Consider the following 15,479-nt stretch of genomic DNA (forward strand, 5'->3'; position numbering starts at 1 on the left):
CGTCCGTCCCCGCCGAGTCGGAGTCCCCCCTTGCCGCACGACACCTCCCGCGGGAGGACGACCTCCCGCAGCGCCCGTCCCGCGCCGCGGCACGGCCGGGGCCGGCGGCACGAGAGGCCGCTGCGCCCCGGCGACCCGCGCAGCGTCGGCGGCTACCGGCTGCTCGGCCGGCTCGGCGAGGGCGGCCAGGGCGTGGTCTACCTCGGCCGGGACGGCGACGGCGCGCCGGTCACGGTCAAGGTGCTGCGCGGCGGCCTGGACGCCGGGGAGCGGGCGCGCAGCCGCTTCGTCAAGGAGGCGGAGGCGGCGCGCAAGGTCGCCGGGCGGCACACCGCGCGGGTCCTGGACGCCGACGTCACCGGCGACCGCCCCTACATCGTCAGCGAGTTCGTCGAGGGCCCGACGCTGCAGCGGGTCGTGGACGAGGAGGGGCCGCTGCCGGCGCCGCGGCTGCGCAAGACGGCGCTGCGCACCGCCGGGGCGCTCGCCGCGATCCACCGCGCGGGGATCGTGCACCGCGACTTCAAGCCCGCCAACGTGGTGCTCGGCCCGGACGGCGCGAAGGTCATCGACTTCGGCATCGCCCGCGCCGCCGACGCGCTCACCCGCACCGAGCCGCTCACCACGAGCCCGCTCGGCACGCCCGGCTACATGGCGCCCGAGCAGATCGAGGACGAGCCGGTCGGGCCGCCCGCCGACGTGTTCGCCTGGGGCGCCGCGATGGTGTTCGCCGCGACCGGCCGGCCGCCGTTCGGCACCGGGCCGGGCGCGGCGGTGATGCGGCGGGTGACCTCCCGGCCGCCCGACCTCGGCGACATGGCCGGGCCGCTGCGCGACCTGGCCGCCCGCTGCCTGGACAAGAACCCGGCGGCCCGGCCCACCGCGCCGCAGCTCGTCCGCGCGCTGCGCGAGGGGCAGGGCCCGGCGCCGCGGCCGCGGCCGACCCGCATCCCGCGCTACCGGTGGCGGATGATGCTGGCGCTCGGCGCGGTGATCGTCGCCGGGTTCGTGCTGGGCGTGCTGTTCTAGCGGCGGGCGGCCCGTTCTCACGGCGCGCGGCCTGCGATTGCGGCGGGCGGCGCTCACCAGTGCGGCGGGCGCTCCTCCAGCAGCCGGTCGTCGTCATCGCCGCCGCCGCGCCACTCGCCCCAGCCGGTGTCGGTGTCGTCGGAGGTCTGGTCCGGCAGGATCTCCAGGTCGTCGCCCAGGTCGACCGGCCGGTCGTCGTCGGGTCCCACGGTCATGACGCCCATTGTCGGTCATCGGGCCCACCGCCCGCACCGTGATCCCCGTCGCCGCCCGCCGGGCCCGGTCGGGCCGCCCGCCGGGCCCGGTCAGGCGGCCAGGCGACGGGCGAACCCGGCGGCGGCGGCGCCCGGGTCGGCGGCCTCGGTGATCGCCCGGACCACCACGACGCGCTCGGCGCCCGCGTCCAGCACCTCGCCGAGGTTGGCGAGGTCGATGCCGCCGATCGCGAACCAGGGGCGCGGCTGGCGCTGCGCCGCCACGTACTCCAGCAGCTTCGGGCCGGGCGCGGGGCGTCCCGGCTTGGTCGGGGTGGGCCACACCGGGCCCGTGCAGAAGTAGTCCACGCCCGGCTCGGCGGTCGCCGCGGACGCCTGCTCGCCGGAGTGCGTGGACCGGCCGATCAGCACGTCCCCGCCGACGATCTCGCGGGCGGCCGGCACCGGCAGGTCGTCCTGCCCGAGGTGCAGCACGTCGGCGCCGACCGCGCGGGCGACGTCGGCGCGGTCGTTGACCGCCAGCAGCGCCCCGTGCCGCTCGCAGGCCGCCCGGAACACCTCCAGGTACGCCATCTCCTGCCGGGCCTCCAGGCCCTTCTGGCGCAGCTGGACGATGTCGACGCCGTTGCCCAGGACCGCGTCCAGGAACGCGGGAAGGTCCCCTTGCCGCTCCCTCGCGTCCGTGCAGAGGTAAAGGCGGGCGCGGCTGAGCCGGGCGCGCAGCGCCACGGCCCGTTCGGTCGGGATGTGCCTGGACACGGTGGGGGAGGTTTCCTTTCACGGGGCGGGCACGGGTCCGCGGGGCCACGCGCGATGGCGCGACCCCGCGGGTCGTTCGGTCGGCCGTTCGGTCGGCCGGCGTCACCGGGAGGGCGGCGTCCGCTCCCCCGGGGGCCGGCGTGGTCGGGTCAGAATGCCAGGGCCTGGGCGCGGCGGCGCACCTCGGTCCCCCGGTTCTCGCTGAGCGCCTGGACGGGCGTGCCGGGCAGCGTGTCGTCGGCGGTGAACAGCCAGCGGAGGGTCTCGACGTCGCCGAAGCCGGCGTCCGACAGCAGCGTCAGCGTGCCGGGCAGGCCCTTGATGACCTGGCCGTCGCGGATGAACGCCGCCGGGACCATCGGTTCGCCGTCGCGGCGGACCGACAGCAGCTTGCGCTCGCTGATGAGCTGCTTGATCCGGCTGGTCTTGATGCCGAGCCGCTCCGCCGTCTCCCGTAGGGAGAGCCAGTCGCCGGCGAGGGCGTCGGTGCGGGGGTCCAGTGCGCTGTCAACGGTTGCGTGCGTCTGGGTCACGCCCCCTTGCTACCACGCCTTCGGAAGCCTCAAACCCGCCCGGCCGCCGTTACCGCCGGTCACCTTCCGCTACCCGCGAACGGCCTGCCGGACGGGCACGTCCGGGTCCGCGACCGCCGCCGGATCGACGGGCGTCCCGGCGGCGATCACCCGCCTCGCCTGCACCAGGTCGCGGGGGCGGTCGACGGTCAGGATCGCGTCGAGCCGGTCGCCGGTCAGCCACGCCACCGCCCACTTGCGGCCGGACGGGTCGCCGCGGTGCACGAGCCGCTCCGAGCGCGCGTGGTTCCCGGCGTACTGCACCATGCGTCCGAACTGCTCGGACCAGAAGTAGGGGGCGGCGTCGTAGACCGCGTCCTGGCCGAGCAGGGCCGCGGCGGCGACGTCTGGGGCGTTGAGGGCGGTGTCCCAGTGCTCGACGAGCAGCCGGCGCCCGTACCGCTCCGACCACCAGGCGGCGCAGTCGCCGACCGCGACGACGTCCGGGCGGACGGTGCCGTCCCCGTCGTCCAGGACGGTGCGGAACGAGCCGTCGGTGACGACGCCACGCTCCAGCCGCAGGCCGGAGCCCTCCAGCCAGCCGAGCGCGGGCCGCACGCCGACGCCGACGACGACCTCGTCGGCGTCGATCCGCTCGCCGCCGTCCGGGCCGGCGAGGGCGAGCCCGCCGTGCTCGACCGCGGCGACCTTGACGCCGGTGCGCAGTTCGACGCCCGCCTCGGCGTACCAGGGGATGGTGAGCGCGCCGACCTCGGGCCCGATCGCCTGCGAGAGCGGGGTGCCGGCGGCCTCGACGACGGTGACGGCGCAGCCCTTCTTCGCGGCGGTCGTGGCGACCTCGGCGCCGATCCAGCCGGCGCCGACGATGACGATCCGGGCGCCCTCGGTGAGCCGTCCGCGCAGGTCGCGGGAGTCCTCGATGGTGCGCAGGACGTGCTGGCGGCCGTCGCCCGGCAGCGTGACGGGCGCGGCCCCGGTCGCGATGACCAGGCCGTCGAAGGGCAGGTCGCCGGCGGTGGAGGCGACGGTGCCGCCCCCTCGGCCGTCCGGGCCCGGTGCGTCGAGGCGAAGGCCGGTGGCGCGCTCGCCGAGCAGCAGTTCGCAGCGGAGCGCGTCCCAGTCGGCGTCGACGGTCGTGTCGTCGGAGTCGCCCGCCAGCACGGCCTTCGACAGCGGCGGCCGGTCGTAGGGCCGGTGCCGCTCCGCCGAGAGGAGGGTCAGCGCGCCCTCGTACCCCTTGCTCCTCAGTGCCTCGGCGGCCCGCACGCCCGCCAGCCCGCCGCCCACGACGATCACCCTGTTCATGGGCGCCCACCCTAACGGGCCCGCCGGAGCGGATTTGGACTGGTGTCCAGACAGCTGCATCGCGGCCGGTGGTCGTAGGGTGGGGGACATAACGGCACGTGCACAACACAACAGGGCGCGGGAGTCCGGTGCGACCGGGCTGAGAGGGCGGCTGACCGGGCCGCCGACCGCCACGACCTGATCCGGATCATGCCGGCGAAGGGAGCGCGCATTGCAGATCGCGATCATCGGGGCCGGGGTCATCGGCCTGGCCACCGCCTGGCGGGCCGCGCAGGGCGGCGCCGCCGTCACCCTGGTCGACCCGGCGCCCGCGGGCGGCGCGTCGTCGGTCGCCGCGGGCATGCTCACCCCGGTCAGCGAGCTGACCTACGGCGAGGAGCCGCTGCTGCGCCTCGGCCTCGCCTCCCGCGACCGCTACGGCGCGTTCGCCGCCGAGCTGGCCGAGGCCACCGGCCTGGACACCGGCTACCGCGACGACGGGACGCTCCAGGTCGCGTTCGACTCCGACGACCTGAAGGTCCTGGACGACCTGCGCGCCTTCCAGGAGGGGCTCGGGATCCCCGTCGAGCCGCTGACCGGCCGCGAGTGCCGCAGGGCCGAGCCGATGCTGGCGCCCGGCGTGCGCGGCGGCCTGCTCGCCCCCGAGGACGGCTCGGTCGACCCGCGCCGCCTGGCCCCGGCGCTGCTGGCGGCGGGCGAGCGGCTGGGCGTCCGGCTGGTGCGGCGGCGGGCGAAGGGCGTCGTGATCGAGCGGGACGCCGCCGCCGGGGTCCGGCTGGAGGACGGCTCGGAGATCCGCGCGGACAAGGTGCTGCTGGCCGCCGGGCCGTGGTCGGGCGACCTCGAGGGCCTGCCCGCCGGGACCGTTCCACCCGTCCGGCCGGTCAAGGGCCAGGTGGTCCGGCTCCGCACGCCGGTGCCGTTCCTGCGGCGCACGACCCGCGGCCTGGTCAAGGGCTCGTCGATCTACCTGGTGCCGCGCGCGGACGGCGAGATCGTCATCGGCGCCACGCAGGAGGAGATGGGGTTCGACACGCGGGTCACCGCGGGCGGTCTGTGGGAGCTGCTGCGGGACGCCCGCGAGCTGCTGCCCGGCATCACCGAGCTGGAGTTCGCCGAGGTCACCGCCGGGCTGCGCCCCGGCTCCCCGGACAACGCGCCGCTGATGGGCCCCACCGCGCTGCCCGGCCTCTACCTCGGCACCGGCCACTTCCGCAACGGGATCCTGCTGGCGCCGGTCAGCGCCGACGCGCTCGCCGCGATGCTGCTGGACGGGCCCGTCCCGGACGTGGCCGCCCCGTTCTCCCCCGCCCGCTTCGCCCCCGAACCGCAGTGACGAAGGTCGTGCAGTCATGAAGATCATCGTGAACGGAGAGCCGCGGGAGCTGCCCGCCGGCACGTCCCTGGCGCAGGCGGTCGCGGCCGTGACCACCGCCGCGTCCGGAGTGGCCGCCGCGCTGAACGACGAGGTCGTCCGGCGGTCGGCGTGGGAGGCGACGACGCTGCGCGAGGCGGACCGCCTCGAGGTGCTGACCGCGGTACAGGGAGGCTGACCGGTGACACAGCGGACGACGAACGACACCGCCGAGGACGCCCTGGTGATCGCCGGGGAGGAGATCTCCTCCCGGCTGATCATGGGCACCGGCGGGGCGCCCAGCATGCACGTGCTGCGCGAGGCGCTCACCGCGTCGGGGACGGCGCTGACCACGGTCGCGATGCGGCGGGTCGACCCGTCCGCGCGCGGCTCGGTGCTGGACGTGCTGACCGAGTGCGGCATCCGGGTGCTGCCGAACACGGCGGGCTGCTTCACCGCCGGCGAGGCTGTGCTGACCGCGAAGATGGCGCGCGAGGCGCTCGGCACGAACTGGGTCAAGCTCGAGGTGATCGCGGACGAGCGGACGCTGCTGCCGGACCCGATCGAGCTGGTGGAGGCCGCCGAGCAGCTCGTCGACGACGGCTTCGTCGTGCTGCCCTACACCAATGACGACCCCGTGCTGGCGCAGCGGCTGGAGCGGATCGGCTGCGCGGCGGTGATGCCGCTCGGCTCGCCGATCGGCTCGGGGCTCGGCATCCGCAACCCGCACAACATCGAGCTGATCGTCGAGCGGGCGGAGGTCCCGGTGATCCTGGACGCGGGGCTCGGCACCGCGTCCGACGCCGCGCTGGCGATGGAGCTCGGCTGCGACGCGGTGCTGCTCGCGACGGCCGTGACCCGCGCCCAGTCCCCCGCCCGGATGGCGGCGGCGATGCGGCACGCCGTCGAGGGCGGGCGGCTCGCCCGGCTGGCCGGCCGGATCCCCAGGCGCCGCTACGCCCAGGCGTCCTCCCCCTTCGAGGGCCTCGCCTCCCTCTGACTTCGCTGAAGCGCTACTAAAGCTTCGGCTGAAGAAATATTCGCTGGACCTGAACGGTGGGCGTCCCCAGACTGAGGGGCGTCCACCGGACGGGGACCGGCCGCAACCGCGCGCCACCGTTCGGTGTTCATGGAAACGTCCCGACCCTAAGGTGCGCCACATGCAACAGGACAGCTCCCGGCCGGCGGGCATCGACCGGCTCGCCGTCGCGGCGGCGGCCGTCACGGTCGTGCTGTGGGCCTCGGCGTTCGTCGCCATCCGCAGCGCCGGCGCGGACTACGGCCCCGGCGCCCTCGCCCTCGGCCGGCTGCTCTCCGGGACCGTCGTGCTCGCCGCGATCTGCCTCGTCCGCCGCGAGGGCCTGCCGCCGAAGGGCGCCTGGCCCGGCATCGTCGCGGCGGGCGTGCTGTGGTTCGGCGCCTACATGGTCGCGCTGAACTGGGGTGAGCGGCTCGTCGACGCCGGCACCGCGGCGCTCGTCGTCAACATCGGCCCGATCCTCATCGCGCTGCTCGGCGGCTGGCTGCTGAAGGAGGGGTTCGCGCCCCGGCTGCTGGCCGGCATGGCGGTGTCGTTCGCGGGCGCCGCCGTCGTGGGGCTGTCGATGTCCGGGGACGGGAGCGCCTCGGTCGGCGGCGTGCTGCTGTGCCTCGGCGCCGCCGTGACCTACGCGTTCGGCGTCGTCAGCCAGAAGCCGGCGCTCCGGCACGCCTCGCCGCTGCAGTTCACCACGTGGGCCTGCGCCATCGGCGCGGTCGTCTGCCTGCCGTTCGCGCCGCAGCTGGTCGCGCAGGCCGCGGACGCCCCGGCCGGCGCGACCCTGAACATGCTCTACCTCGGCGTCTTCCCCACCGCGATCGCCTTCACCACCTGGGGATACGCGCTGGCCCGCACGTCCGCCGGGAAGATGGGCGCCACCACCTACGCGGCGCCCGCGCTCGTCGTGGCGATGTCGTGGCTGTTCCTCGACGAGGTGCCCGGCCTGATCACGCTCGGCGGCGGCGTCCTGTGCCTGGCCGGCGTCGCCGTCTCCCGCAGCACCCGTGGCCTCCGCCGCCGCCCGGCGCCCGCGCCCGTCCCCGCGGACGCCGCCGGATCCGACCCGCGGCTCATCGATGCTCATACTCCCGACTGATGAGAACATCCGTCATTCGCCCGTAAACTCGCACCGATGGACACGTCGGTTGCAGATCCACTCGTCGGGCAGGTGCTCGACGGGCGCTACCGCATTGAGTCGCGGATCGCGCGCGGCGGCATGGCCACCGTGTACGTGGCCCGCGACATCCGGCTGGACCGCACGATCGCGATCAAGGTGATGCACGCCGCCCTGGCCTCCGACGAGGACTTCGTCGCCCGCTTCATCGGCGAGGCCAAGGCCGCCGCGGCGCTCTCCCACCCCAACGTCGTCGCCGTGTACGACCAGCGCTCCGACGGCGAGCACGTGTTCCTGGTGATGGAGTACGTCCCCGGCCGGACGCTGCGCGACGCGCTCACCGAGCTCGGCCGGCTCGGCCCGCGCTCCGCGCTGGAGATCATGCAGCCGGTGCTGGCGGCCCTCGGCGCCGCCCACCGCGCCGGGCTCGTGCACCGCGACGTCAAGCCGGAGAACGTGCTGATCTGCGAGGACGGCACGATCAAGGTCGCCGACTTCGGGCTCGCCCGGGCCGAGACCGCGAGCAAGATGACCAAGACCGGCATGATCATCGGCACGGTCGGCTACCTCGCGCCGGAGCAGGTCCTGGCGGGCAGCGCCGACGTCCGCTCCGACGTCTACGCCGCCGGGATCATGCTGTTCGAGCTGCTCACCGGCCACCTGCCGCACCAGGCCGACACGCCGCTCGCCGTGGCCTACAAGCACGTCAACGAGGTCGTCCCGGCGCCGTCCAGCGTCGTGCCCGGCATCCCGCAGCGGGTGGACGAGCTGGTCACCGACGCCACGGCGCACGACCCGTCCCGCCGCCCGCAGGACGCCAACCAGTACCTCGCCGAGGTCGCGGAGGTCTTCGGCGGGCTGCCCCGCGACTTCGACCGCCGGATGGAGGAGGCGTCCCGCAACGCCACCAGCATGCTGGAGTCGCCGCCCGCCGCGCCGCCGCAGGGCCGCACCGCCGTCCTCGACGCGAGCACCCTGCCGCCCGAGGCGCTCCCGGCGGGCCACATCCCCCGCTCCCGCACCGACCGGGCGCTCGGCGCGCTCACCGGCAAGTACGTCCTGATCGCCATCGGCGCCGTCGCCGCGGTGATCCTCGGCTGGGCCGTCTGGTACCAGACGTCCGGCCAGTACGACCACATCCCGTCCCAGATCATCGGGATGAAGGTCGCGGACGCCCAGCGCGAGCTCGACGGCGACGGCCTCGACGTCCGCGTCGCCACCGCCGTCTACGACGACCACGTCCACAAGGGCATGGTCGCCAAGAGCGACCCGCCCGCCGGGGCCCGGATCGCCAAGGGCGAGACCGTCACGCTGACCCCGTCCAAGGGCATCACGCCCCGCGAGATCCCGGACGTGTCGGGCAAGTCGCTCGACGACGCGAAGCAGACCCTGCGGAGCAAGGGCTTCACCGTCGGCAAGACCAGCACGATCCCGTCCCAGACGGTCGCCAAGGACAAGGTCGTCGGCACCGACCCGGAGGCGGGCGAGAAGCTGTCCCCCGACAAGCCGGTCGACGTCGTCGTCAGCAGCGGCATGTCCATGCCGAACGTCCTCGGCTCGAACGGCGACGCGGCCGCCAACCAGCTGCGCTCCATGGGGCTGAACGTCAAGGTCGAGAAGAAGAAGGTCGACGGCAAGCCCGCGGACACGGTGGTGAGCCAGGACCCGTCCGAGGGAACCGGCGTGTCCCGCGGCGACGACGTCACCATCGTCGTCAACAAGCGCGACTGCGTCGTGGACGCCGGCCCGTTCCACTTCGGGTGCAACGACGGCGACCAGCAGCAGAACATCCCCGTCCCGAACGTGACCGGGCGCAGCGTCGCCGACGCCAGGAAGGCCCTGGAGGACTCCGGCTTCCAGGTCAACGTCACCGGCTTCGGCGGCAACACCGTCCGGCTGCAGAGCCCGAACGGCGGCGAGGCCCCGCGCGGCTCCACCGTCACCCTGGTGAAGGGCCCCTGACCGGCTCGGACGGTCAGCGGCGGCGGCTAGGCTGAAGGCGCTATGACCGCACCGCAGAGCCCCGTCGGGGCGCATGTTCCCGTGGCCGGCGGGCTCGCCACCGGCGGCCTGAAGTACGCCGCCGAGATCGGCGCCGAGGCGATCCAGGTGTTCGTCTCCAACCCGCGCGGCTGGGCGCTGCCCGAGGGCAGGCCCGCCGAGGACGCCAAGCTCCTCGAACGCACCGACGTGCCCGTCTACGTGCACGCCCCGTACCTGGTCAACTTCGGCTCGCCCAGCGAGGAGACCCTCGCCAAGTCGATCGCGACCGTCCGGCACTCGCTCGTCCGGGGCCGCGCCATCGGCGCCCGCGGCGTCGTCGTGCACACCGGCTCCGCGGTCAGCCAGACCTACGACGAGGCCATGGCCCAGGTCCACGAGCACGTCCTGCCGCTCCTGGAGGAGATCCCCGAGGACGGCCCCGACCTCCTCCTGGAGCCGATGGCGGGCCAGGGCAGGATGCTGTGCGCCAGGGTGCGGGACCTCGGCCCGTTCTTCGACCGCCTCGAGCACCACCCGAAGCTCGGCGTCTGCCTCGACACCTGCCACGCGTTCGCCGCCGGCCACGACCTCGCCGCCCCCGGCGGCGTCGAGGACACGATGGACGAGCTGGCCGCCACCGTCGGCGAGGGCCGCCTGAGGCTCGTCCACGCCAACGACTCCAAGGACGCCTGCGGCTCCGCCAAGGACCGCCACGAGAACATCGGCGCGGGCCAGATCGGCGAGCGCCCCTTCGCCGACCTCCTGAACCACCCCGCCGCGGCCGGCGTCCCCTTCATCATCGAGACCCCCGGCCGCGCCCCCGAACCCCACGCCAAGGACATCACGACCCTCAAGAACCTGAGAGCCGATTAAGCAGCCCCCCAGCCGAGGCCCCCAACCGGGGCTCAGCCACAACGGACGGCCACATGATCGTCCGTAAGCGAGGTGGCGACGACCGCCACGTTGCGATCGCGTGCGAAGCCAGATTCGAGCGAAGCAAGAATCTGATCGCGCAGCGAGCCCCCAGGGCCGAGTCGAAGCGATGCTGCGATCGCCGCTTTGCCCGCCGAAGGGAGGCCCCCCAGGGCCGACCGCCAAGGGCAAAGCAATAAATAGGACTCGGGCGCCGCTGAACAACCCCCCGACTGTTCAACGACGCCCGAGCCACAGGTCGTCGGGTCCCACCCCCCCGGTACGGGACCCGGCGACTCACGATCCGGCGTTCGACTGGCGTCCGCCGGATCTCCGGATTTGCTTTTGTGGGAGGTCTCGCGGTGGTGGACGGTGGGTGCCGTCCGGTCCGTCCGCCCGCTCCTCCGAAGCGGTGTGGCGTGTGGTGCCACTGAGAACACTAGAGGTCTGATGCCTCCGATCGTCACCCGGCAAGCACAAGGCTCGGTAAACGGTTCGTAGTCATAGATGTGCGGAGAGTAGTTGGACGGTGAGCGGTCGGTTTCGCGGGACGAACGGTCGGGCCGGCATCCAGGAACGGTCCACACGACGGTGAACGGTTCCGAAGGAAAATCACCGGGCGGCGTTGTGCCCGGTTCGCCGGGTTCTCAGCGGGCGGCGGCGTGTTCGGGCAGGTGCAGCCGGGCCATGGCGCCGTCGGCCCGGCGCGGGACGCGGCGCCGGGTGAGCAGCGACACCGCGATCATGGTGGCGAACGCGGCGGGGGCGACCGCGAGGGTGGGCTGGGCGAGCAGCGCCGCGGCCCAGCCCGTCCACGGGGCGGACGCGAGCCGCGCGATGCCGGCGGCGACGGCGAGCCCGCCGCCGGTGACCAGGCCGGCGCAGGCTCCGGCGGCGGTCAGCCCGCGCCACCAGATGCCGAGGACGAGCAGCGGGCACAGCGAGCACGCCGACACGCACAGCGCCGTGGTGGCGAGGTCGGCGGCGTCGCGCGGGCCGATGCCGGGGAGCACGGCGAGCGGCGCGGCCAGGGCGAGCACCACGCCGATCCGGAAGGCGGTGACGCCGTCCTGGTGCCGCATCCGCTGGGTGACCGTCCCGGCGATGGCCATGACGAGGCCGCAGGAGGTGGAGATGAACGCGGCGAACGCGCCGGCGGCGACGACGCCGGTCAGCAGCGCGCCGGCGGTGCCGGGGGCCGCCCGGCGCGGGAGCAGCAGGATGGTGGCGTCGATGTCGCCGGTCATCAGCAGTTCGGGCGTGTAGAGGCGGCCGAGCGCGCCGTGGACGGCGGGGAAGACGTAGAACAGGGCGAGCAGGACCGGGACGAGCGCGGCGGTGCGGCGCGCGGCGCGTCCGCAGGTGTTGGTGTAGAAGCGCATCAGGATGTGGGGCAGCCCCATCGTCCCGAGCAGGACGCCCAGCAGCGTCGAGTAGGTGGTGTAGGCGCCGTGGCCGGCCGGCTGGCCGAACGGGGCCGGCCATGTCCCGTCCTGCCGGGCGGGCAGGCGTTCCGCGCGGGGGACGGCCGCGCCGCGGGGGAACACCAGTTCGGTGCCCGCGCCGATGGTGTGGCGGCCTGGGGGCAGCGGCACCGCGGCGGCGTCGTAGCGGGCGCCGTCCACGCGTCCCGTGGTGGTGACGGTCACGGCGGCGGGGACGATCACGGCGGTGCCGGTCCGGACGTGGACGTGGGTGGCGTGCGCGAAGCGCATCGGCCGGTCCGCGGCGGGGGCGTCGGCGTGCCAGCAGGCCAGCAGCGCGAGGGCGGGCACCGCGACGGCGAGCAGCTTCACCCAGAACTGCACGGCCTGGACGGCGGTGATGCCGCGCATGCCGCCGGACGCGACGAGCGCGAGCGCCACCACGACGATCACCGCCCAGCCCGCCCAGACGGGCGCGCCGGTCAGCACCCGCAGCGTCACGCCGGCGCCCTGGAACTGCGGCAGCAGGTAGAACCAGCCGACGAAGCAGACGCAGCAGGTGACGGCGCGCCGCACGGCCCGCGATCCGAGCCGCCACTCGGCGAAGTCGGAGAGCGTGTAGGCGCCCGAGCGGCGCAGCGGGGCGGTCACGAACGCCAGCAGCAGCACGTACCCGGCGATCGCGCCGATCGGCAGCCACAGCATGTCGGCGCCGTAGGCGAGGACGAGCCCGGCGGTGCCGAGGTAGGCGGCGGCGGAGAGGTACTCGCTGCCGATGGCGGTGGCGTTCCGCAGCGGGGTGACGCCGCGGGAGGCCACCAGGAAGTCGGCGGGGGTGCGGGCGGCGCGGCGGGCGTGCAGGCCGAGCGCCGCCGTCAGCGCCAGCACGACGGCCAGGGCGGTGAGCGCGGCCGGCACCGCCGGGGCGGTCACGAACGGCCCGCCGGCCTCGCGAGGTCGCGTTCGGCGCGTTCGGCGCGGCGCAGGTGCAGGAGGGCGGCGAGCATCCACAGCGGCTGGACGACGAGGAGCGGCAGCAGCCAGGACAGCGGCACCCCGAACGCCCGGATCCGGCCGAGGCCCGGCGCCAGGACGGGCAGCGCCGGGAGCACCGCCGTAACGGCCAGCACGACCGCTGCGGTCTGCACGGCGATCCGCAACTGAACCCGCACGAGCGCACGCACATCGTCCGGCCGAGGCACCCCCGCGACACCCTGCTCGGCCAAGTCACCCGGATCGACAAGGCCGCCGGGGACCCCCGGGCCAAGGCTCGCGGTAGCGGCGGGCTCGGCCGGGCCGGCCGGATCGGCCAGGTCGGCCAGGTCGGGCGGGCCTGACAGGCCGGACGCGGCGGACGGGCCGGGGTTCACGAGGGCGGCGGGGCCGGCCGGGCCGGTATCGGGCGGGTCGGGGTCCGGGGCGTCCGGGCCCGCGGGTTCGGGCACGGCGGCTCCGGCCCCTGCCCGCCGCGTCCCGGTAGGCCGCGCTGCGTCGACCTGTGTCGCGTCGTTCACGCTTGCTCCCTTCGCCCCTGCTCGCTCCGCCGTCCGGCGGCGGTCAGTCGTGGCCATGGCCGCCGCCGTCACCCGTGCCGTCCGGCGCGTGGTGGAACTTGCGCACGAGGAGGTCGCGGACCTCGCGGGTGTGCCGGCGGCTCACCGGCAGCAGCGCGTCGCCGATCTGCACGGCGGCCCGCCCGCCGTCGAAGCGCAGCTCGGTGATGTGCGCGGACGCGACGAGCGTGCTGCGGTGGATCCGGATGAACCCGGCGGCCTCCCACCGCTTGGTCAGCGCGGTCAGCGGCATCCGCACCAGGTAGCCGCCGTCTGCGGTGTGCAGCCGGACGTAGTCGCCCTGCGCCTCCACGTGGGTGACGGTCCGCCGCGACACCAGCCGGGTGCGGCCGCCGAGCTCGACGGGGATCATCTCGTCGTCGGCGCCGGTGGAGGGGGCGTCCTCGCCCGGCGGCCCGGACGGGCGCGCGGCCCGCGCGACCCGCCGGACGGCCTCGGCGAGCCGCTCGGGCCGGACCGGCTTCAGCAGGTAGTCGAGCGCGCCGAGCTCGTAGGCGGTGACGGCGCAGTCGTCGTGCGCGGTGACGAACACCACGTGCGGGGGCGCGGCGAAGCCGGTCAGCAGCCGGGTGAAGTCCAGGCCGTCGAGCCCGGGCATCCGGATGTCCAGGAACACCGCGTCCAGGCGCTCGCCCTCGACGAGCATCCGGCTCAGGTCGCGCAGCGCGGACGAGGCGTCCTCCGCGCCGGTGACCCGCCCGATCCTCGGGTCCTCGCGGAGCAGATGGGTGAGCTCCTCCAGGGCGGGGCGTTCATCGTCGACGGCCAGGACGTGAAGCATGATGGCGACTTTGCCGCGATTACCGTCTGTCCGCAATCGGTTCCGAAAAGTGAGTGGTCCGCCGGGGCGGGGCCGCTCAGTCCGGAAACACGCCCGGACGGTACTTCGGAACGCGCAATTTGACCTTGGTCCCGGCGCCGAGCGCTGTCTCGACGGTCAGCCCGTACTCCTCCCCGTAGACCTGCCGCATCCGCTCGTCGACGTTGGCGAGCCCGATCCCGCCGCCGCGCCGGTCGGGGGTGGCGACGCTGCCCCATCCGGTCGGACCCGGCAGGCCGACCGGGGCGGCGAGGATCTCCTGGAGCCGCTCGGGGTCCATGCCGACGCCGTCGTCCTCGACGCTGATCGCCGCCTCGGCGCCGCAGTCGCGCGCCACGATCGAGATGCGCAGCGGGCCGCGGGTGCCCTTCATGCCGTGCCGGATCGCGTTCTCCACCAGCGGCTGCAGGGCCAGGAACGGGACGGCGACCGGCAGCACCTCGGGCGCGACCTGCACGTCGAACCGGAGCCGCTCGCCGAACCGGGCCCGCTCCAGCAGCAGGTAGCGGTCGATGGAGCGCAGCTCGTCGGCGAGCGTGGTGAAGTCGCGCGGGTTGCGGAAGGAGTAGCGGGCGAAGTCGGCGAAGTCCAGCAGCAGGCCGCGGGCCCGCTCGGGGTCGGTGCGGACGAACGAGGCGATCGTGGTCAGCGAGTTGTAGACGAAGTGCGGGGAGATCTGCGCGCGCAGCGCCCGCATCTCGGCCTCGGCGAGCCGGATCCGGGCGGCGTCCAGCCCGGCGAGCTCCAGCTGCCCGGTGACGAGCCGGGCCGCCTCGCCGACGGCGCGGACCCGCGCGGTGGACGGCCCGGACCAGTACGCGGCGAGCGCGCCCTCGACGCGTCCCTCGATGGTGAGCGGGGCGACCATGGCGACCCGGACGCGGCACAGCGGGTCGTGGCAGCCGAGCAGTTCCGGGACGATCACGCGGGGCCGGCCGGAGGCGAGCACCGGCAGCGCGTGCCCGACGGCGTCGCCGGCGTGCTCGTCGCGGCCGGCGCCGTCCCAGGCCAGCAGCCGGGGGGCGGGCTCGTCGCCCGCCGCGTCCCGGTCCTCCCCTGCGGCTCCGCGGTCGGCGGGGCGGGCGGGGCCCGGGTCGTCGTCGGCGAACGGGTCGTCGCGGCCGGACGGAACGGCGACGAACGCGACGGCCTCGGCGCCGAGCAGTGCCCGCAGGGGCCGGGCGGCCTTGCGGGCCGAGTCGGGGGTCAGCCCGGCGCGCAGCGGCGGCGACAGGCGGGCGATGGTGTGCAGGGCCGCGAACGCGGCCTGCTCCGCGGGGCCGGCGGGGGCGCGGCGCGGGAGCCGCAGCCGCCCGCGCAGCGCGAGGGCTGCCGCGGCGGCGCCCGCGGCGAGGGCGCCCGCCAGGATGTCCGCGACGGACGGTAGGTCCATGACAACGTACGGTAACGGTTGTCTT

Annotated in this window: 15 protein-coding genes and 1 riboswitch; of the genes, 7 read left to right on the plus strand and 8 right to left on the minus strand. The window is 75.1% G+C overall.

The genetic code is table 11. The annotated features are described in order from the left end of the window. The first annotated feature begins 30 nt into the window (after window positions 1-30). Window positions 31-1,029, plus strand: a complete 999-nt coding sequence (locus tag ACA514_RS22320; protein ID WP_375043142.1) for a serine/threonine-protein kinase — start codon at window positions 31-33, stop codon at window positions 1,027-1,029. Window positions 1,030-1,082: 53 nt separating this feature from the next. Here the strand turns inward: ACA514_RS22320 and ACA514_RS22325 are convergent, their stop codons facing one another. From ACA514_RS22325 to ACA514_RS22340, 4 genes are all read right to left on the minus strand, one after another. Then, a complete protein-coding gene (locus ACA514_RS22325) occupies window positions 1,083-1,244 on the minus strand; it encodes a hypothetical protein (RefSeq protein WP_344270771.1) in 162 nt (53 codons plus the stop codon). Between the two features lie 90 nt (window positions 1,245-1,334). Then, window positions 1,335-2,003, minus strand: a complete 669-nt coding sequence (thiE, locus tag ACA514_RS22330; RefSeq protein ID WP_375043143.1) for a thiamine phosphate synthase — start codon at window positions 2,001-2,003, stop codon at window positions 1,335-1,337. A gap of 149 nt (window positions 2,004-2,152) precedes the next feature. Further along, window positions 2,153-2,536 (minus strand): Rv2175c family DNA-binding protein, encoded by a 384-nt coding sequence (locus ACA514_RS22335; protein ID WP_375043144.1) that lies wholly within the window; start codon window positions 2,534-2,536, stop codon window positions 2,153-2,155. A 69-nt stretch (window positions 2,537-2,605) separates the two neighbouring features. Further along, complete coding sequence (locus ACA514_RS22340; RefSeq protein WP_375043145.1) at window positions 2,606-3,841, minus strand: NAD(P)/FAD-dependent oxidoreductase; 1,236 nt, start codon at window positions 3,839-3,841, stop codon at window positions 2,606-2,608. A gap of 107 nt (window positions 3,842-3,948) precedes the next feature. Beyond that, window positions 3,949-4,062, plus strand: a riboswitch (TPP riboswitch). On the opposite strand from ACA514_RS22340, the gene thiO reads away from it, so the two are divergent. The 6 genes from thiO (at window position 4,053) to ACA514_RS22370 (ending at window position 10,204) form a co-directional block, all read left to right on the plus strand. Beyond that, entirely contained in the window at window positions 4,053-5,177 is a 1,125-nt protein-coding gene (gene thiO / locus ACA514_RS22345; protein ID WP_375043146.1) for a glycine oxidase ThiO, read from the plus strand. Its footprint overlaps the riboswitch before it by 10 nt. Before the next feature lie 16 nt (window positions 5,178-5,193). Beyond that, window positions 5,194-5,394, plus strand: coding sequence for a sulfur carrier protein ThiS (thiS, locus tag ACA514_RS22350; protein ID WP_375043147.1), 201 nt, complete (start codon window positions 5,194-5,196; stop codon window positions 5,392-5,394). Window positions 5,395-5,397: 3 nt separating this feature from the next. Further along, window positions 5,398-6,195, plus strand: a complete 798-nt coding sequence (locus ACA514_RS22355) for a thiazole synthase (RefSeq protein WP_375043148.1) — start codon at window positions 5,398-5,400, stop codon at window positions 6,193-6,195. A gap of 160 nt (window positions 6,196-6,355) precedes the next feature. Continuing rightward, window positions 6,356-7,330 carry a DMT family transporter gene (locus ACA514_RS22360; RefSeq protein ID WP_375043149.1) on the plus strand — a complete coding sequence of 325 codons (975 nt, stop codon included), beginning with the start codon at window positions 6,356-6,358 and terminating at the stop codon, window positions 7,328-7,330. A gap of 36 nt (window positions 7,331-7,366) precedes the next feature. Continuing rightward, complete coding sequence (gene pknB / locus ACA514_RS22365) at window positions 7,367-9,310, plus strand: Stk1 family PASTA domain-containing Ser/Thr kinase (RefSeq protein WP_375043150.1); 1,944 nt, start codon at window positions 7,367-7,369, stop codon at window positions 9,308-9,310. Window positions 9,311-9,352: 42 nt separating this feature from the next. Next, window positions 9,353-10,204 carry a deoxyribonuclease IV gene (locus ACA514_RS22370; protein ID WP_375043151.1) on the plus strand — a complete coding sequence of 284 codons (852 nt, stop codon included), beginning with the start codon at window positions 9,353-9,355 and terminating at the stop codon, window positions 10,202-10,204. A gap of 686 nt (window positions 10,205-10,890) precedes the next feature. Here the strand turns inward: ACA514_RS22370 and ACA514_RS22375 are convergent. From ACA514_RS22375 to ACA514_RS22390, 4 genes are all read right to left on the minus strand, one after another. After that, on the minus strand, window positions 10,891-12,600 hold the full coding sequence (locus ACA514_RS22375; RefSeq protein WP_375043152.1) for a cation acetate symporter: 1,710 nt from the start codon (window positions 12,598-12,600) through the stop codon (window positions 10,891-10,893). Next, window positions 12,597-13,112 carry a hypothetical protein gene (locus ACA514_RS22380; protein ID WP_375043153.1) on the minus strand — a complete coding sequence of 172 codons (516 nt, stop codon included), beginning with the start codon at window positions 13,110-13,112 and terminating at the stop codon, window positions 12,597-12,599. The genes ACA514_RS22375 and ACA514_RS22380 overlap by 4 nt, the downstream gene beginning before the upstream one ends. 112 nt (window positions 13,113-13,224) lie before the next feature. Then, window positions 13,225-14,022, minus strand: coding sequence for a LytR/AlgR family response regulator transcription factor (locus ACA514_RS22385; protein ID WP_375043154.1), 798 nt, complete (start codon window positions 14,020-14,022; stop codon window positions 13,225-13,227). A 76-nt stretch (window positions 14,023-14,098) separates the two neighbouring features. Then, window positions 14,099-15,454, minus strand: coding sequence for a sensor histidine kinase (locus ACA514_RS22390; protein WP_375043155.1), 1,356 nt, complete (start codon window positions 15,452-15,454; stop codon window positions 14,099-14,101). Between the last annotated feature and the right edge of the window lie 25 nt (window positions 15,455-15,479).

Source organism: Actinomadura sp. NTSP31 (assembly GCF_041951385.1).
In the GTDB taxonomy this organism is placed as follows: domain Bacteria; phylum Actinomycetota; class Actinomycetes; order Streptosporangiales; family Streptosporangiaceae; genus Spirillospora; species Spirillospora napierensis.